This window comes from Rhizobium sp. LC145 (genome assembly GCF_001005825.1).
Classification (GTDB): Bacteria; Pseudomonadota; Alphaproteobacteria; order Rhizobiales; family Rhizobiaceae; genus Neorhizobium.
The window spans coordinates 95,486-113,328 of sequence record NZ_LBHV01000004.1 but is presented as its reverse complement, the minus strand read 5'-3'; the positions used below and the strand labels follow the sequence as shown (position 1 = coordinate 113,328).

Annotated in this window: 19 protein-coding genes and 1 tRNA gene; 7 read left to right on the top strand and 13 right to left on the bottom strand. The window is 61.4% G+C overall.

All coding sequences use genetic code 11. From position 1 onward, the window contains the following. The first annotated feature begins 42 nt into the window (after positions 1–42). The gene (locus YH62_RS12025; protein ID WP_046794468.1) at positions 43–273 is read left to right on the top strand and encodes a DUF1127 domain-containing protein; all 231 of its coding nucleotides are present in this window, start codon (positions 43–45) and stop codon (positions 271–273) included. Between the two features lie 133 nt (positions 274–406). Here the strand turns inward: YH62_RS12025 and YH62_RS12020 are convergent, their stop codons facing one another. From YH62_RS12020 to YH62_RS12010, 3 genes are read right to left on the bottom strand one after another with little or no spacing between them, the layout of a single operon-like run. After that, complete coding sequence (locus YH62_RS12020) at positions 407–1,141, bottom strand: NAD(P)-binding domain-containing protein (protein ID WP_046794467.1); 735 nt, start codon at positions 1,139–1,141, stop codon at positions 407–409. Positions 1,142–1,180: 39 nt separating this feature from the next. Then, complete coding sequence (locus tag YH62_RS12015; protein ID WP_046794466.1) at positions 1,181–4,291, bottom strand: efflux RND transporter permease subunit; 3,111 nt, start codon at positions 4,289–4,291, stop codon at positions 1,181–1,183. Further along, on the bottom strand, positions 4,291–5,409 hold the full coding sequence (locus YH62_RS12010) for an efflux RND transporter periplasmic adaptor subunit (RefSeq protein ID WP_046795057.1): 1,119 nt from the start codon (positions 5,407–5,409) through the stop codon (positions 4,291–4,293). The genes YH62_RS12015 and YH62_RS12010 overlap by 1 nt, the downstream gene beginning before the upstream one ends. Before the next feature lie 85 nt (positions 5,410–5,494). Here YH62_RS12010 and YH62_RS12005 point away from each other — a divergent pair, with 85 nt between their 5' ends. From YH62_RS12005 to YH62_RS11995, 3 genes are all read left to right on the top strand, one after another. After that, positions 5,495–6,073 carry a TetR/AcrR family transcriptional regulator gene (locus YH62_RS12005; protein ID WP_046794465.1) on the top strand — a complete coding sequence of 193 codons (579 nt, stop codon included), beginning with the start codon at positions 5,495–5,497 and terminating at the stop codon, positions 6,071–6,073. A gap of 68 nt (positions 6,074–6,141) precedes the next feature. Then, positions 6,142–7,446 carry a beta-ketoacyl-ACP synthase II gene (gene fabF / locus YH62_RS12000; RefSeq protein WP_046794464.1) on the top strand — a complete coding sequence of 435 codons (1,305 nt, stop codon included), beginning with the start codon at positions 6,142–6,144 and terminating at the stop codon, positions 7,444–7,446. 54 nt (positions 7,447–7,500) lie between these two features. Beyond that, the gene (locus YH62_RS11995) at positions 7,501–8,334 is read left to right on the top strand and encodes an SDR family oxidoreductase (RefSeq protein WP_046794463.1); all 834 of its coding nucleotides are present in this window, start codon (positions 7,501–7,503) and stop codon (positions 8,332–8,334) included. A 77-nt stretch (positions 8,335–8,411) separates the two neighbouring features. Here YH62_RS11995 and YH62_RS30760 read toward each other — a convergent pair whose 3' ends face one another. Beyond that, positions 8,412–9,062 carry a hypothetical protein gene (locus YH62_RS30760; protein WP_245282105.1) on the bottom strand — a complete coding sequence of 217 codons (651 nt, stop codon included), beginning with the start codon at positions 9,060–9,062 and terminating at the stop codon, positions 8,412–8,414. Here YH62_RS30760 and YH62_RS31115 point away from each other — a divergent pair. Then, complete coding sequence (locus tag YH62_RS31115) at positions 8,961–9,422, top strand: DUF3102 domain-containing protein (protein WP_348625755.1); 462 nt, start codon at positions 8,961–8,963, stop codon at positions 9,420–9,422. The genes YH62_RS30760 and YH62_RS31115 overlap by 102 nt on opposite strands. Here the strand turns inward: YH62_RS31115 and YH62_RS30485 are convergent. From YH62_RS30485 to xylF, 8 genes are all read right to left on the bottom strand, one after another. Beyond that, entirely contained in the window at positions 9,367–9,663 is a 297-nt protein-coding gene (locus tag YH62_RS30485) for a hypothetical protein (RefSeq protein ID WP_170986364.1), read from the bottom strand. The two genes, YH62_RS31115 and YH62_RS30485, sit on opposite strands and share 56 nt — an antisense overlap. A gap of 86 nt (positions 9,664–9,749) precedes the next feature. After that, positions 9,750–10,253, bottom strand: a complete 504-nt coding sequence (locus YH62_RS11980) for an ABC transporter ATP-binding protein (protein ID WP_137326859.1) — start codon at positions 10,251–10,253, stop codon at positions 9,750–9,752. Positions 10,254–10,545: 292 nt separating this feature from the next. Next, on the bottom strand, positions 10,546–11,067 hold the full coding sequence (locus YH62_RS11975; protein WP_046794460.1) for a hypothetical protein: 522 nt from the start codon (positions 11,065–11,067) through the stop codon (positions 10,546–10,548). Positions 11,068–11,158: 91 nt separating this feature from the next. Continuing rightward, positions 11,159–11,479, bottom strand: a complete 321-nt coding sequence (locus YH62_RS11970; RefSeq protein WP_046794459.1) for a hypothetical protein — start codon at positions 11,477–11,479, stop codon at positions 11,159–11,161. A gap of 465 nt (positions 11,480–11,944) precedes the next feature. Then, a tRNA-Arg gene (locus tag YH62_RS11960) sits at positions 11,945–12,021 on the bottom strand. Between the two features lie 249 nt (positions 12,022–12,270). After that, positions 12,271–13,056 (bottom strand): ATP-binding cassette domain-containing protein, encoded by a 786-nt coding sequence (locus tag YH62_RS11955; RefSeq protein ID WP_046794457.1) that lies wholly within the window; start codon positions 13,054–13,056, stop codon positions 12,271–12,273. Positions 13,057–13,074: 18 nt separating this feature from the next. Continuing rightward, positions 13,075–14,388, bottom strand: a complete 1,314-nt coding sequence (locus YH62_RS11950; protein ID WP_046794456.1) for a sugar ABC transporter permease — start codon at positions 14,386–14,388, stop codon at positions 13,075–13,077. 149 nt (positions 14,389–14,537) lie between these two features. Then, positions 14,538–15,578 (bottom strand): D-xylose ABC transporter substrate-binding protein, encoded by a 1,041-nt coding sequence (gene xylF, locus YH62_RS11945; protein ID WP_046794455.1) that lies wholly within the window; start codon positions 15,576–15,578, stop codon positions 14,538–14,540. 204 nt (positions 15,579–15,782) lie between these two features. Here xylF and YH62_RS11940 point away from each other — a divergent pair, with 204 nt between their 5' ends. Both YH62_RS11940 and YH62_RS11935 read left to right on the top strand, forming a co-directional pair. Beyond that, positions 15,783–17,006, top strand: a complete 1,224-nt coding sequence (locus YH62_RS11940) for an ROK family transcriptional regulator (RefSeq protein WP_046795055.1) — start codon at positions 15,783–15,785, stop codon at positions 17,004–17,006. A 4-nt stretch (positions 17,007–17,010) separates the two neighbouring features. Beyond that, positions 17,011–17,223, top strand: coding sequence for a hypothetical protein (locus YH62_RS11935; protein WP_046794454.1), 213 nt, complete (start codon positions 17,011–17,013; stop codon positions 17,221–17,223). Between the two features lie 68 nt (positions 17,224–17,291). On the opposite strand, the gene YH62_RS11930 is transcribed toward YH62_RS11935, so the two are convergent. Then, positions 17,292–17,759: a hypothetical protein gene (locus YH62_RS11930; protein WP_046794453.1), complete on the bottom strand. Its 468-nt coding sequence runs from the start codon at positions 17,757–17,759 to the stop codon at positions 17,292–17,294. Positions 17,760–17,843: the final 84 nt, after the last annotated feature.

Below are 17,843 nucleotides of genomic sequence, written 5' to 3'. Positions count from 1 at the left end.
CTTTCGAGGGTCACCGGACCCTCACACCCTATGGAGGTTGCCATGAACGATATTCCCCACGCTGAGCAGGCTGAAGCGCCGAGCCGGCGCCATAGCCTTGCGGGTCTGCGAAACATCATCGCCACCTGGGGCGCGCGGATGCGCTTCCGCTTTGAGCTCGAGCAGAAACTGAAGGACGATCCCCACTTGATGGACGATATCGGGCTCACGAGACGGCAGTTCGAAGACGAGATCTCCAAGCCCTTCTGGCAAGGACCGACACCGCCTCTCTAAGGGGAGATGCTGCAACAGCGGCGGAAGGCCGTTTCCTTGCCGTCATAGAGCTAAGCGTATGCAGCCGGATCGGCTACGGACTGCATGACGGCTATCGGAGGCGTGGTTTTCGTCTATCCTTAAGGCTCCATAATCACGCAGTCACGGCCCGGTTGCGGGCAACGATTTCGTCGTGGGTCAGCTTGCCACCGGCCGCTGCGAATTCCCTGATGAGAGCTTCGCGATTGCCGGCCGCGCGGGATTGATCCGCTGATTGCAGCGCCGATCTCAGCTCGCTCCTCGTCAGTTCCGTGCAATAGGCAGGGGTGCCGGGCTGCTGACGCCAGGAATCACCGAGACTTCCAGAGTCGTGTGCGTCAAAGCCCGTGGCTTCCACCAGTTCCATGGCGGTAGCCTTTGCCTTCGGATCGTCGCCCGCGACCGGAATGGCGATCCGTCCGGATGTCCCATTCGGTTGTCCTCTCTCGGCCAGCGTCTCCGCCAGCACAGCATTCCATGCTTTGACGACGGGTCGCCCAATCTGCTCGCTCACCCAGGTGCTTTCAGGCCTGCCTCCGTCGACCTCGGCGATCGCACCGTCGCGGAACGGGTAATAGTTGGAGGTGTCGATCACGACGACGTCGGTCGGCACGTCCTTGAAGAGCCCGGCAAGATCGGGATAGTTCGCGAACGGGATCGAAAGAATGATCGCCTCCACGCTCCGCACGGCGTCCTCCTTAGAAACAGCGGTGGCTCCTACGTCGCGGGCAAGATCGCGAATGCTGTCCGGCCCCTTCGAATTGGCGAGTTTGACCTCATGGCCGCTGGCGGCAAGTTTTCTCGCCAAAGTCGCGCCGATGTTCCCGGCTCCGATGATTCCGATCTTCATGGAATGTCCTTTCTCGAATGTGGGTCCGACAACCGAGCCCTACTCAGCAGCCATTGCAGTTGGTAACTCCAGTTCCTTTGGGAAATCCCCGTGGCTCTCGTTTTCTGTCGGCTTGATGCGGAACCATGCGGCATAGAGCGCGGGCAGGAAGAGCAGGATCATCACGGTGCCGACCGCCGTGCCGCCGATCAGCGTATAGGCCATCGATCCCCAGAACACCGAATGAGTGAGGGGAATGAAGGCAAGGACGGCTGCAAGTGCAGTCAATATAACCGGGCGCGTCCGCTGCACCGTCGCCTCTATGACGGCGTGATAATCGTCGAGACCGGCTGCCTGGTTCTCCTTGATCTGTTCGGTCAGGATCAATGTATTGCGCATCAGGATTCCAGCCAGTCCTATCAACCCGAGAATGGCATTGAAGCCGAAGGGCTGATTGAAAAGCAGCAACGCCGGAACCACCCCGGCAAGCCCGAGGGGCGCGGTCAGCATGACCATGGTCATCGTCGACAGGCTACGGACCTGAAGGATGATGACGATCAGCATGGCGGCAATCATGGCCGGGAATATCTGGACGAGCGCTGTGTTGGCCTTGAGGGATTCCTCTATGTTTCCGCCCATCTCGATACGGTATCCGACGGGGAGCGAGGCGATCAGCGGCTGAAGAGCCTTCATCACCTGCTGTGAAACCTCCGGAGGCTGCGTGGCCTCGTTGATATCGGATCGAACCGTGATGACCGGCGTTCGATCGCGACGCTTCAGGATCGGTTCCTCAAATCGGATCTCGGAATGACCGATCTGATCGAGCGGAACCTGCCGCCCATCTCGGCTCATCAGCGAGAAATCTGCTAGTTTCGATGGATCGAGCCGGTTTTCGCCGGCGCTGCGTGCGATGACAGGCACGTTGCGGATGTTTTCGCGAACCTGCGTAACGGGGATGCCGCTTAGCAGCAACTGCATCTGCTGGGCTGCCTCCGCCGGCGAAAGACCGATCAGGCTGAGCCGATCCTGATCGGGAACAAAGCGCAGCACGGGCGTACGGTTGCCCCAATCGCGGTTTGCCTGGCGCACATCCGGCACGCCCTTCATGATGTCCAGGGCCTTCTCGGAGATCTGGTACAGTTGCTCAGGATCAGGCCCCATGATCCGAAACTCGACCGGAAACGGCGTGTACGGTCCGAACACGAGCTGCGTAACACGGACATAGGCTTCAGGAGCGAGTCCGTCCGAGATAGCCGTCCGGAGCCGGTGCTTCAACGCCTCGCGGGCCTCGGCGTCCGGTGTCAACACGACGATCTTTGCAAAGGATGGGTCCGGCAGTTCCGGGGCCATGGCGAAGAAGAAGCGCGGAGCGCCCTGGCCGACATAGCTGGTGACGGTCTTTGCCTCCGGCTGCTTCTGCAGCCATCCTTCGAGCTTCTCAACCGTGGCCGTCGTCGTCTCGATACTCGTGCCTTCAGGCATACGGACTTCGACCAGCACTTCGGGACGATCGGAGGTCGGGAAGAACTGCTGTTTTACGCTTCCCATCCCAACGACGGAAACGGCCATGACGATGCCGACCACCGCGCATGTGACGAACTTGTGGCGCACGGCAAACTCGATAAGCGAGCGCAGGCGGCGGTAGTTCGGGGTGTCATAGATGGCGTGATGTCCGCCCTCGACCGGCTTGACGTCGGGTAACATCTTGACGCCGAGATAGGGCGTAAAGATCACCGCAACAATCCAGGATACGATCAGGGCAAAACCCACGACCCAGAAGATGTTGCCGGCGTATTCACCGGCGGTCGATCGGGCGAAGCCCACCGGCATCAGGCCGATGATCGTCACGAGCGTGCCGGACAGCATGGGCGCTGCCGTATGGCTCCAGGCATAGGCAGCCGCCTTGATGCGATCCATGCCTTCCTCCATCTTCACCACCATCACCTCGATGGCGATGATGGCGTCGTCCACGAGAAGGCCCAGCGCAAGGATCAACGCGCCGAGCGTGATACGATCGAAGAACCGGCCGGTCTCCAGCATGATGAGGAAGACGACGGCGAGCGTCAGCGGCACGGCAAGCGCCACAACGATGCCGACGCGCCAGCCTAGGGCGATCAGGCTCACGAACAGCACGACGCCAAGCGCCATGGCGAACTTGAGCATGAATTCGCCGACCGCCTCATCGATATTGACGGCCTGATCGCTGACCTTGGCGAGCGTCATGCCCAGCGGCAGCGTCTCAGCGATCGCAGCCGATCTGTCTTCCAGCGCCTTGCCGAGTTCCAGACCGTTCCAGCCCTGTTGCATCACCACGCCAAGCATGATGGCGGGTTCGTCATCATGGCGGATGAGGTAGGTGGCCGGATCTTGGTAACCGCGCCGCACTTCGGCAAAATCCGAGAGCTTCATCGTGCGCCCGGCTGCGACGATCGGGGTATCGGCGATAGCCTGGATACTGTCATAGGCGCCATCGAAGCGGATGAAGACCTGCGGGCCACGCGTGTCGATCGAGCCTGCCGGCGTGACGGTATTTTGCCGCTGCAAGGCGGCCGCGACGTCCTGTGCCGAGATGCCAAGGGTGGCCAGCTTGGCATAGGAGAATTCGACGAAGATCTGTTCAGGCCGCTCTCCGAGGATGTTGATCTTCTTGACGCCTGACACATGCAGAAGGTCCTGGCGGATCACCTCGGCCTGCCGCACGAGCTCGCGCATCGGCATGCCCTTGGCCTTCAGCGCATAGAGAGCGAAGCTGACATCGGAATACTCGTCGTTGACAAACGGGCCGAGGACGCCTTGCGGCAGGTTCCGGGCCTCGTCTCCAAGCTTCTTGCGGGCCTGGTAGAATTCCTCTTCGACAGCCGTGGGCGGCGTACTGTCCTTCAGCGTGACGGTCAAAAACGCGTATCCCGGCCGTGTCGTCGTCTCGACACGATCATACCAAGTGAGCTCCTGAAGGCGCTTCTCGAGCGGCTCGGCGACAAGATCCTGCATTTCGCGCGCCGTCGCGCCTGGCCACACCGACGTGACCGTCAGGGTCTTGATAGTGAAGGAGGGGTCCTCTGCGCGCCCGAGCTTGGCGAACGCATAGACGCCGGCGGCAGCCAGAAGGACGATGAAGAACAGGGTGACGGCTCGCTCGCGAACCGCAAGCGCGGAAAGATTGAAGCTCATCAGTTTGCCGCCTCTGCTTGTTCCGCTTCGGTTCTGACGCTCGCACCGTCCTGCAGCAAATGGGCTCCAAGAGCGACGACCGGCTCGCCGGCCTTCAAGCTGGAGACCACCGCGACTTCCTCACCAATCTGTTCTATTCGCACTTGTCTGAAGCGGACGGTCGAAGATTGCCCGTCGAAGACCCAGACGCCAGTTCGGATGCCGTCATCCAGGACAGCACCGACGGGCACCACCGCATGCGATTGGCCGCCGCTATTGGAAACTCTGATCGTGACCGTCGCTCCGAGCGGAGCCGCGGCGGCATCGCCGTCGAGCACATAGCGGGCTTCATAGGTGCGGGTCTGAGGATCGGCGGAGTCCGACAACTGCCGGAGATGCGCGCTATAACGGCGGTCGTCACTTCCATATACGCTGGCCTCGGCGACCGAGCCGATCGCCGGCCGGATCGTTTCGGGAAGCGCTATCACGGCTTCTCGGGGACCGGCCTGGGCAAGCCGAACCACGGGCTGACCAGCGGAGATAACCTGCCCTGGCTCGCCGAGCGTTTCGATTACCGTTCCATCCGCATCCGCCAGCAGAACGGAATAGGTCGCCTCGTTCTCCGTGACCCTTGCTTCTGCCTCCGCGGCGGCAAGTTGCGCCGTTGCGGTATCCAGCGCGGCCTTCGCCTGTTCGTAACGCTGCGGGGTTGCAGCCAGTCCGTTCTTTACCAGAGCAGCATAGCGTTTTTCGTCCGCACTCGCCTGCACCAGAGCGGCGCGCGCCGCAGCGACAGCGTTGCGCTTTGCCGTGAGCGCAAGGCGAAGGTCCGTCTCGTCGATCCGCATCAGCGGCTGACCGGCTTTGACCTGCTCGCCGACATTCACAAGCCGTTCCACGATCTTGCCGGCGACACGGAAACCGAGATTGCTCTGCACTCTCGCCCCGATGATGCCCGTAAAGCGGCGCTCGGTTTCGGTCGCCCGTGCCGCCGCCACCAGCCTGACGATCGGCGGCTCCTGCCTCGGGTCGCTTACGGCCGAGGCCTCGTGTGTGCGAATGGAAAGCGTGGCGAACGCGGCTATCCCGGATATCGCGATCAGGCTGCTCCCCAGCACTATGAGGGGTTTCTTTTTCATGCCCATGCCTCTTGGAAAAATAGATTGCGTTCGAACGCTATAACTGATATAGATTATGGATGCAATCTAAAAACGGAGGTCGATTATGCGGGTAAGTCGCGTTCAGGCTGAAGAAAACCGCCAAACCGTAATCACTGTGGCAAGCCGCCTTTTTCGCGAGCACGGCTTTGACGGCATTGGGCTCAAGGACCTGATGAAGGGTGCCGGACTGACCCAGGGCGCCTTCTACAAGCAGTTTGCGTCAAAGGAGGATTTGGCGGCTCAGGCGTCCAGTCGAGCATTGGAGAGCGTCTCCGGACGCTGGTCGGAAGCGATCGCGGCAAGTCCCGATGATCCGCTTGGCGCCGTGATCGCGTTTTACCTCAGCATGGATCATCGCGAAGAAAAGATGGACGGCTGCCCGGTTGCGGCGCTCGGTTCGGACGCCGCCAGACAGAGCAGCGATGTGAAAGCGTCGTTCGAAACCGGGATCAAGGCATACCTGGAAACCCTCGGCCGCATGATCGACGGGGCGGATGATGAGGAAACCACTGGCAAGGCCATGGCCGTCCTCTCGACCATGGTCGGCGCGCTGATCCTGTCGCGCGTCGTCAACGATCCCGATCTCGCCCAGGCCTTTCTGGATGCGGGAGCCCAGCAAGTCCGCCAATCCATCGCGGATTGAAGGCTGGCACCACCGAAGATCGAGCGTCGGAGCGGGCAGCGCAGGTGCGCGCCCGAATAGGAGAAAAAATGCGACGGATTGTTGTTACGGGCATGGGCGCGGTCACGCCCCTTGCCGCAGGTGTCGAGACGTCCTGGTCGCGCCTGCTCGCCGGTCGATCGGGCATCCGCAGGCTTCCCGACGACGTGGTGGGAGATCTGCCGGCGAAGGTCGGCGGGATGGTTCCCTCCCGTGAGGAAGACCCGGAGGCCGGCTTCGATCCGGATACCGTCCTGGCTCCGAAGGATCAGCGCAAGGTGGACCGCTTCATTCTCTTCGCTCTGGCAGCTGCCGAAGAGGCGCTAACCCAGGCAGGATGGAAGCCGGCCTCGGAAAAGGATCGTAGCCGCACCGCAACGATCATCGCTTCGGGTATCGGAGGGTTCCCTGCCATTACCGAGGCGGTGCGAACGGTTGACCAGCGCGGCGTCCGACGTCTTTCGCCGTTCACCGTGCCGTCCTTCCTCGTAAACCTCGCGGCAGGCCACATCTCGATCCGCCACGGTTTCAAGGGCCCTCTCGGTGCACCGGTGACCGCCTGCGCGGCTGGCATCCAGGCGATCGGCGACGCGGCTCGTCTCATCCGCGCCGATGAAGCCGATATCGCCGTGTGCGGCGGAACCGAAGCATGCATGAACATCGTCAGTCTCGGCGGCTTTGCCGCCGCCCGTTCCCTTTCCACCGGTTTCAATGAGACGCCGGCTCAAGCCTCGCGACCCTTCGATACGTCGCGGGATGGCTTCGTCATGGGCGAAGGCGCCGGCATACTGGTCATCGAGTCGTTGAGCCATGCGCTTGCGCGCGGCGCGAAACCGCTCGCCGAGCTCGTCGGCTATGGAACGACAGCGGATGCTTATCATCTCACCTCCGGTCCCGAGGACGGCGACGGAGCGCGCCAAGCCATGGAGATCGCAATTCGCCAGGCCGGCATTTCGCCGCGTGAGGTTCGCCATCTCAATGCCCACGCGACCTCGACGCCGGTCGGCGACCGAGGGGAGATTGAAGCGATCAAGCGAGTTTTCGGCACGGACTCCTCCATAGCCGTCAGCGGTACGAAGTCGGCGACCGGGCACCTGCTCGGTGCCGCCGGCGGACTTGGCGCCATTTTCGCGATCCTGGCGCTCAGGGACCAGGTGGCGCCGCCAACCCTCAATCTGAGCGAGCCCGACCCGGCCGGTGACGGGATCGATTTCGTCGCGAATCAGGCCCGGCCGACGGAGATGGACTATGCGATCTCCAACGGCTTCGGCTTCGGAGGCGTCAACGCCAGCGCGCTGTTCCGGCGCTGGGATGGACAGGCTCGCCGGCGCGAGCACCGGGAGAGGCGCCCATGACCAAAGCCTTGCCTCTTCCTGCTTTTCCCAACCCAACAAATAGATGAGAGAATGATGTCGAAGAAAACAACCGGCTCGACAGCGGGCGCTCCCGACGCAGCCGTGAACAGCTTCGCAGGAAAATGGGCGCTGATCACAGGAGCATCGAGCGGCCTCGGCCTTGAATTTGCGGATCTGCTGGCGGCGCAGAAGGTCAATCTCGTTTTGGCGGCCCGCCGGCGGGAGCCGATGGAAAAGCTCGCCTCCGATCTTCGCCGCAAATATGGGGTGGATGTGCTGGTCGAGGCGATCGATCTTGCCTCGCCCGGCGCGGCCGGTCGCCTGAAAAGCGATCTCGACGCGAGATCGGTAGCGATCGATATCCTGCTGAACAACGCGGGATACGGTCTGCATGGCGATTTCCTGGAAACCCCGATCGAGCGCACCGTGGATATGATCCAGCTGGACATCACGGCGGTCACCGAGCTGACCTATCTCTTCGGCCGCGACATGGCTGCGCGGCGATCTGGACATATCCTTCTCATTGCCAGTCTCCTGGCGTTCCAGGCTGTCCCCAGCTACGCGGCTTATGCGGCGACCAAGGCTTATGTGCTCGCCCTTGGCGAGGCCCTGCATGACGAGCTCCGCCCGCGTGGTGTGGTCGTGACCACCCTTTGCCCCGGGCACACTACGACCGGGTTCGATGCGGCGGCTGGCGCAACCGCCTCGGGCTTATTGCGTCTCCTCACCATGAAACCACGTCCGGTCGCCGCGAGCGGTATTCGGGCACTCTCGGCAGGAAAGGCCATGGTGGTTGCAGGCCTGTTGAACAAGATGGCCGCCTTTTCAAACCGTCTGACGCCACGATCGATGCAAAGGACCACGATGAGAAGAATAATGGGGTCTTAGGGTCTGACGGCGGTTCGCCCGGCCGGGTTGGATCTGCAATGGATGGAGGAGCCGGCGAAACGCCGGCCCCTTATGCTTCACGAAATGAGCTGATTGCTTCTCGCCCATCGCGTGATCGCATCTCGGGGTGTAGGTGCGGGCCCAAAGAACTGCTCTTGCTTCGAAATGTTCGAAACATAGACGCCCTTCTTGAAGAACAGGAACATCTGGATCAGATCATATCCAAGCTCGGAAAACAGCTTTACCGGGCGAGCGAGCAAGCGGAAAACCAGCCAGGGCACGACCCGCACTTTGAGACGTCTCTTGATGAGGCGCAAGCGCAGTCGGCCTTTGAAGGGCGAGACCCACGGCGGCCAGTACGTCATCGGTGGCCAATGCGATCTCACCATTGTTTCCGAACGTGGCGCATCGGTCAGGACTCTTCGAACGTGGCCGGACAGGGTCGGCTCTGTCATCGATCCTTTTGCCGATTTGGCAACGATGAGCCGGCAGCAACGCCGCGCTCTGGAGCGATCCCTGTCTAAGCGGCAGGCTGCCTGAAAAGTTCGAGCGGATTGACCGGCTTCCACCCAAACCACCATGCGGCCGGCTTTCGAAGTTCGGCCCTTTTTTCCAGGAGCTTCTGAATGATTTCCGAGATAGAGGTCGAAGGGGTCGGCACAATGCGACCGGTCAATGACTGGCAGATGATGCGGATCAAGCATATGGCGAATCGCGGGAACCGCCACATCGCTTTCGTCGCCTTCGGGCTCGGCATGACCATCCGGCAGTTCAAGAGCCTAACGTTGGAGAAGCAGCGTGCCGCTTGGGATGCTCATAACCGGCTAAACAGCCCGCAGGCTGTCATAGTCTCCGAGCCGGCTCATCCTCGCCCACCACGGCCTTACCAGCGCGTTCCTGTCGACATGATGGCGGAATACGGCCGGCGCCTGCTGCAGGTGAAGCGGGAACTTCCTCACGGTCATTTTCGGCAATGGATCGAGAACAAGAGTGGATTTACCTACAGCCAGGCACAGCGGTTCATGCGTGCCGCTACGGCCGAAACGTCTTTCCAGCTTCGGCATCAAGTTGTTCGGCATAGGAAATAAACCCACCTTGCCGGCATTGCTCGCGCTTACGCTTGGCCTCACCCAATTCTGGCGTCATATAGCGAGCGCATGATAACCGTGCGGCATATCGCTCGGCCTCAGCCGATGCGGATCGAGCAGCGGCTGCCTGCTCTCGCGCAAGTGCTGATGACGCCTGATGTTCGGACCACAAATAATGCCCTCCTGCCGCAACAACGACAATGCAAGCGCCAGCAATCAGCGTCTTCAGCAATCCATCCATAGAATTTCTCCCGCAGCGACACCGCAAGATTACTCGGGCGTCATATGCTGGTAAAGGCTGTAACGGCACCTGAGCAGTAGCGATGATCACCGTTGTTGCGGGTGATCGCCGTAGCTTTTGCGAATTTTATTGCGTTCGAGGAGATATTCGATTGGCGTCTGGAGGCGCTTTTGGTCCATTCGCATGTAGGGGGCAAAGCGATCTGGGCCTTTATTGTAGAAATCGCTGACAGTTCGCAACAGTTTCAATCTCCGAGCGGACTGCTCGTCGCCCTGGTATCCGTTGTCAGGCGCCAAAGTTCCAGCCTGCACACAGATCACCCAGAGTTCCCGCAGATATTCTTGGATATCCTGGCCAAATACAAAGGCAGCTTCACCCTCCGCCTCAAGGAGTAAGCGATTAGATTCGTCAGAAACCTTCCCAGAGGTATTGATAAGGCTCATGGACCGGCGAAGTTTCTCGTACACGGTCATTCGCCGATCAAAGAGGTCGAGCATTACCCTTTGATGGGCAGTCCGCCATTGCAAATAGCCGATAACGGCGGCTGCGACAGCGATGGTAGGGGTAAGAAGGGCAGCGAGTGTTTGCATGTTGGAACCCATGAATGACCAAGGTTTGATCCGAGCAATCGGTCGAGAACGTTCGTTTTGGCTTCAAGATGACAGCGTGCACAAAGTGGTCAAGGCGCGACAACTTTGAGATGCGGGGATAAATCATCAAAGCGATTGACTCATTGACATGGAGAGACCGACCATGCTCGAGCAACTAAGGAGCTGGGCATGAGTGACGATAACAAAGAACCCAAAAGAGACGAGAGCACCAACAGCGGCGAAAAGGCACCGCCGCCCCCGCGCGATTGGGACAGCCGCAAGAGCGAAGACCCTAGCAAGCTAAAATATACCTGAGATAGTTCGTCCAAACGAACTCAATGCCGACGGGTAGCGCGATGATTAACGGTGTCGCGATGCCCATCGTCACAGCAATATCTAGATAGAGGGCCGTATTCTCGTTGAGACGTCGGTTCAATGCTTGGCGCCCGCCCAGTTCTTCCAAGTAAGCATCCATAGCGGATTTCGTTTCGACCTGAGGAAGCATCGCCCACTGCCAGAATTCAGGACCTCGTCCAGGCAGGTTGATCGAGCCTCGCGACATAGCGCGGAAGCAAAAGAAGGCCGCCACCGCCAACCACAAAGCGGTCATAGCCATCGACCATCGGGCGAACACAAGCAAAGCGTCGTCACGAAAGAAGCTCGCCGCGGCTGCGGCGCCAGCGGCTATGCCTAGCGTCACGTATAGACGGAAAACTCCCATCGCCTTTTGATCGGTGAATAGGATCAGATTGACCAAGGCCGTGTGACGCGCCCTTACGTCATCGAGCGCGAGTTTAAAGTCGTCAGGCTGCAAGTTACTTCCCCCAGAACACCGGCACGAAAACCGTCATATCTGCGCCCCTCTACCTCGTCCGAATTTCCGACGGAAGCTTTAGGCAGGCGGCTTAGCGGCCAGCTTTCAGGCGCTCATTCGAGATGGTGATTAGTGCTCTCCGGCGCATCTCCTTCATGGTGAAATCGATCATAGTTCGCGAAACCTCGCTGGAGCGCCGTTCCCACTCTTCGATAAGAACTTGCTCCTCATCGAAGCAGTTCGCCAACACTGCCTCAACAGTATCGCTCATCGGCTCCCGTAACGGCGCGAGCCTCTCTGCGTGCCCGACGACACATGCGGTCAACTCACCCAGCGCCAGTCCTCGATTTTCCTGCGACGAAGCAGCCGACGCGACCAGTGTGGCCGCGGAGATCAAAATTAAGATTCGCATGACTTCCCCCACGCATTCCGCGCGCAAGGTGACACGACGCAGGCGGGTGTCAAGCTAACTCCTGTGGGTGGCGAATGTTATAAAAAGGCCGAGAATGATACCCGAACCGGAGAGCGGTAAAAATTCAAGAAGTTGATATAGCCCGAGCCAGTCTAAAGGGTTGGAGGCCCACTCGGCTACTTTCTCTATGGGCAACTGCTTCAGGGCAGATATGATTGACACGCTCGTCCAGAGGCCACCCCGCAGATACCAATAAATTTGCACAGCGATGGTCACCCACCCCAGAATAAATAGCCCGAAGCCAATCCACCAGAGGGGGTCATCCCCGTTTCGTTCTGGACTTGCGCTCACTCCGCCCCCTCATGTTGTACCACATGTCATCGCCCCTAAAGGGCGGTTTGCTTCCTATATGCTTCCTGTGGAAAAATTTCAGGGGGGCAAAAACGCTGAAACCCCTGAGAAATTTGGCGCACCCGACAGGATTCGAACCTGTGACCTTTGGAATCGGAATCCAACACTCTATCCAGCTGAGCTACGGGTGCTAACCGTCGAGGGCCGTGACTCGGCCCTTCCGATGGCTGGTTCTTAACCCAGGACGCTCCGCGCCGCAATCGCCAATTTCAGAAGAATGGCGGAACCGAAGACAGCGGCTGCGCACAAGTGTTCCCCGGCACGAGGGTAGGGAAGGGGAGCATGAAGCCCGTGCCCGTTTCCCGTTGGGGACTGACGGCAAGCCCCGGAGGGAGCTCGGCTGCACTCCGGGGAGCTGCGGTTGCGATCCGGCCTCTTCCTCACGCCACCTTCATGGCGCCGGGGCCGGGAGTGGCGCCGGGCGGCACCTTGCCCATGATGATCATGCCGAGCACCTCGTCCTTGGTCACGTCCTGCGTGCGCGCATGGCCCACCACCTGACCATTCTTCATCACGAAGACGCGGTCGGCGAGGTCGAAGACGTCGTGGATATCGTGGCTGATCAGGAAGATGCCGATGCCTTCCCGCTTCAATTGCTTGATGAGGTCGCCGACCTGGGCGGTCTCGTGGGGCCCAAGCGCTGCGGTCGGCTCGTCCATGATGAGGATGCGCGCGTCGAAGAGGATGGCGCGGGCGATCGCTACCGATTGCCGCTGGCCGCCGGAAAGCGCCTTCACCGGCTCCTTGAAGCGCTTGAAGTTGGGGTTCAGCCTTCCCATCACCTCTCGCGCGTTCGCCTCCATGGCGACATCGTCCAGCGTGCCCCATTTCGTCTGCAGCTCGCGGCCGAGATAGAGATTGGCGGCGGCATCGACATTGTCGGCGACGGCAAGCGTCTGGTAGATCGTCTCGATGCCGAATTTCTTGGCGTCGCGCGGGTTGCGGATATCGGCGGGCTCGCCGTTGATCAGGATATCGCCTTCGTCGCGCCGGTAGGCGCCGGAAAGCACCTTGATCAGTGTCGACTTGCCGGCGCCGTTATGGCCGAGAAGGGCGACCACCTCTCCGGGGAAGAGGTCGACGCTAGCGTTCTCGACCGCATGAATCCCGCCGAAGGAGATGGAAATGTTCTTCATTTCCACAAGCGGAGTTGCCTGTTCCGTCACGATGAGTGCTCCTTACTGTTACTTGGCTCTGGCGCGGTAGACTGTGTCCAGCCAGACGGCGATCACCAGGACCATGCCGACGACGATGCGCTGGAACGGCGTATCGATGCCGAGCAGCACCATGCCGGATTGCAGGGATTGCATGACGAGCGCGCCGAGCATGGCGCCGGCGATCGTGCCCATGCCGCCGGCGAGTGAGGTGCCGCCGATGACGGCGGCGGCGATGGTATAAAGCTCGTCGAGCTCGCCCTGCGCATTGGTGGCGGCGTTGAGACGGGCCGTCGAGATCGCCGCGGCGATGGCGCAGAGCGTGCCCATCAGCATGAAGATCTTCACCGTCACCCAGCGGGTCTTGATGCCGGCGAGTTCTGCCGCTTCCGGGTTGCCGCCGATCGCAAACACATAGCGGCCGAAGCGCAGCCTTGTCGCGATGAAGGTCATGACGATACCGACGGCGACCGCGATCAATACCGGTATCGCGATGCCGTGGGAGATGAAGAGCCCGCCTTCCGGCCATGCGATATTGTTGGCCTGCGCATAGCGGCGGGCGATGTTGACCGGCCAGTAATATTCATTGGCGATCCAGACGGCGCCGAGCACGATCGCGCAGCCGAGCGCACCCAGCACATATTCCGCCCAGACCGGCCTTCGCGGAAAGGCGAAACGCTTGCGCTGGTGGCGCGCGTTGATGATCGCCGCGACGATGGCAAGGCAGGCGAGAACGCCAACGATCCAGCTCCAGGTGGCGCCGATCGAGCCTTCCGCGCCACCGCCCATCAGGCGGAAATTGGCGTCCATCGGGGCCACCGTCTGGCCGCTCGTCACGAACCAGGTGGCGCCACGCCAGACGAGCAGGCCGCCGAGCGTGACGATGAAGGAGGGCACGCCGAGGAAGGCGATGATGAGGCCGTGCAGCATGCCGATGAGCGCGCCGACGATCAGTCCGCCGGCAAGTGCCGCGATCCAGATGGCCGGATGGTTGAAGCCCAGCAGTTCCGGCAGGAGCCTGGCCTGCAGCACGCCCATGATCATGCCGGTGAAGCCGAGGATGGAGCCGACCGAAAGATCGATGTTGCGGGTGACGATGACCAGCACCATGCCGGTCGCCATGACCGCCACGGAAGCCGTCTGGACCGAGAGGTTCCAGAGGTTGCGCGGCGTCAGGAACAGTCCGCCCGTGAGAAAGTGAAAACCGATCCAGATGATCAGCAATGCGCCGACCATGCCGAGCAGGCGGGTATCGATTTCGGTTGCGCGGAAGAAGCGTGCGACGAGGTTGCCCCCCGTCTGCTTCGGTCCGCTGGATGTCGTGGTATGCACCGTATCGGCCATGTCTTGCCGTTCCCACCTTGTCCTGCGCGCCTTTGCGGCGGCGCCTCGTGACGTTCAGCCGCTTTCCGAAAGCGCGGCCGCGTCATCTAGTGACGAAAACCGACGCCGCGGCACAAGCTGCGGCGTCGGAATGTTCAGGATCGAGACCCTCAGTTGCAGGCGGCGACGGAGCCGGCCTTCACGCCCTGGCAGGCCTCGGCCTTGCTGATCCAGCCAGCCTCGATGACGACGTTCAGGTTGTCCTGGGTGATCGGCATCGGCGTCAGGAAGACCGACTTCATGGCGACGCCCTTGGCGCCGCCGGAGAAGGTCTGCACGTTCGGGATTTCGTCCATGGTCTTGCCACCGGCAAGCGCCAGCGCGATTTCGGCGGCGTGTTTGCCGAGCTCGCGGCTATCCTTCCAGACGGAAACCGTCTGCGTGCCGAGCGCCACGCGGTTCAGCGCCGCCTTGTCGGCATCCTGGCCGGAAACCGGCACGGAACCGGCAAGCCCCTGCGCATCGAGCGCGGCGATCGCGCCACCGGCCGTGCCGTCGTTGGAAGCCACCACCGCATCGACCTTGTTGTCGTTGGCGGTCAGGAACTGCTCCATGTTCTTTTGGGCGTTTTCCGGCTTCCAACCGTCCGTATAGGCCTCGCCGACATTCTTGATCTTGCCGCCGTCGACGGCCTCTTTCAGCACTTCCATCTGGCCGGCGAAGAGGAAGTCCGCGTTCGGATCGGCCGACGAGCCCTTGATGAAGACGTAGTTGCCTTCCGGCTTCACCTTGAAGACCTCGCGGGCCTGCATGCGGCCGACTTCCTTGTTGTCGAAGGTGATGTAGAAGGCTTCCGGGTTCTCGATCAGGCGGTCATAGCCGACGACCGGAATGCCTTCCGCCGTCGCCTTCTCGATCGCCGGGCCGATTGCGTCGGAATCCTGTGCCAGCACGATCAGCGCGTTGGCGCCCTGGGCGATCAGCGATTCGACATCGGTGAGCTGCTTGGCGGCCGAGGATTGGGCGTCAGCGGAAATATACTTCGCGCCGGCGGCTTCCAGCGCCGTCTTGATGGCGGCCTCATCCGTCTTCCAGCGTTCTTCCTGGAAGTTCGACCAGGAAACGCCAACGACGAGTTCCTGGGCCATGACTGCGGTCTGCATGGAAACGAAGACGGCCGCGCCGGCCATCAGCTTTACGAAAGCGTTCATAATGTCCTCCCGAATGACGGCGGATGGGCCTTGAAGCCTCCGAGCTCTCCCCCCGCCCAGATTGCTGTCCAAGATTTTTTCTCGACAGTCGAGAAATTAGATGTCAGAGATTTTGAAAGCTGTCAATCGGTGCTTGTCGTGGAGGAGGCGCTGCCGTATCGACAGGGGAGCGAGGATAAGGAGCGGGCCACCCCGCGCGAAGGAATGCTGGCAAAATCGAGCACGGAACTGGTCCGGCAGCAGAACAGCGCGCTCGTGCTTTCGGCCCTGCGGCGCCATGGGCGGCTCGCGCATACCGAGATCGCCGACGCCACCCGTCTCGCCTCCGCCACCGTTTCGGCCATCACCGCCGAACTCGAGCGGGGGCGAATCATCGAGAAGATCGAGCAGCAGTCCGCCGGCGGGCGCGGACGGCCGCGCGTGCTCTTCAGCCAGCGGCGTGATTGCGGCTATCTCGTCACCGTCATCATCTCGTCCGACTCCATCCAGTATTCGCTGGTGGATTATGCGGGAACGCTGCTCGACCGCTTCACCGAGCCGCGCGGGGAGGGCGGTACGGAGGCCTTCATCGCCTCGATCTCGGCGGCGCTGGAGCGGGCGGCCGCGCGCTCGCGAATTGATCGGCGCAGCGTTCTCATCGTCTCCATCAGCAGCAAGGGACTTCCGCATCGAAGCGAGCCGGTGCTCGTCTGGTCGCCGGTCTTCGGGAGCCAGGCGGTGGATTTCGCGACGGCGATCGGGTCGGGCTGGAATGCCAAGGTGATCCTCAACAACGAGACGCTGCTGGTGGCCGGCGCGCTTCTGGAGCGCGAGGCGCGCCGCGAAGGCGGCGCATCCACGCTCGCTGCGCTTTCGCTCGGCCACAGTATCGGTCTCGGCATCGCGCGGACGACTGCGGCGGGCGGCAACGAGATATCGGCTCCCAATTTCGGGCACATGCTGCATGTACCGAACGGCGCGCTCTGCCGCTGCGGTGCGCGCGGCTGCATCGAGGCCTATGCGGGGTTCTACGCGGTGCTGCGCACCGCCTTCGAAGTGCCGGTCGATACCATTCCGGCGAAGTTCGTGCCGCTTGGCGAGATCGACAAGATCGCGGCGCGCGCGCGCCAGGGCGGACGGATGGCCCAGCTCGCCTTTCGTCAGGCCGGGATTGCGCTCGGCAACGGGATTTCGCGGCTCTTGAGCCTGCACGGGCATATGCCCGTCTTCATCACGGGGCCTGGCACCCGGCACCAGGACCTGTTGCAGGCCGGCATAGAGGAGGGGCTTTCCCAGACCCAGGTGGTGCGGCTTGGCGGCATGCCGGGCCTGACCGTCGTGCCGGATGAGCCTTCGCTGGTATTCGAAGGCCATCTCAACCTTGCTTTTTCGATCGCGGACCAGGATATCATCGCTACGAAACCGCATATTCAGGCCGCAGGGGAATGACGCCATGATCGATCCGGACCATCCTTTCTACAAACCGCTCTGGCGGCGGATCCTGATTCCGGCGGTCTGCTGGGTCTGGGCGATCATCGAATTCATCGGCGGCGAACCCTTCTGGGGCGTCATCGTCGGGGCGCTGGGCGCCTATGCCACCTACAAGCTCTTCATCGAGAAACGGCCTCCGCCGGCGGAGAAGCCCGTGGATGAAGGGCGGGAGTAAATGGGTGCCCCGTCACCCCTGTTCCTCGGGTTAAACCCGGGGAACAGGGGTGACGGCATTTCTTTCTACTACCGCAGGGAAAGCTCCCTGATCGCCTTGTCGATCAGCTGGTTCGCGATCTTCATGCGAATGTTCGCATTGTCGCGAAGTTCTTCCGGCACGCCGTCGGGGTGGTTTGCCCTCGCAAACAGCCGGCGCTTTTCGGCAAGCGTGGCGGTGGTTTCGTCCGGCCCGAGCGCAAGGTCGGCGGCGATCTCCTCCGGGCTCAGGCGCAGGAGATGCGCCGGAGGAGGTGTGGGCTCTTCGGCTACCGGTTCCGGCAGCGGATCGGCTGCCGCTTGCCGTTCGGGAAGGAAGGCGAGATAGGCATCGATTTTGCCCGCGGCCGCCGATTGTCCCTCGACCGTTTCGGCAACGAAGCCGGTGCCGAGCCCCTTTATCCGGAAGCTCGGTTCATTCTCCTCGTTCTCATTTTCCGCCCGCTCTTCCTTCAGTCGCGTCAGCACCGACTGGAAGACCGATTGCCCGAACAGCATGGATCATCCTCCTTCCGGCGAGAAGAGCATGCGGAGATGGCGCGGGGCTTGCGGGCTCGGGAGTGGTGGTGAGGCGAACTCCTA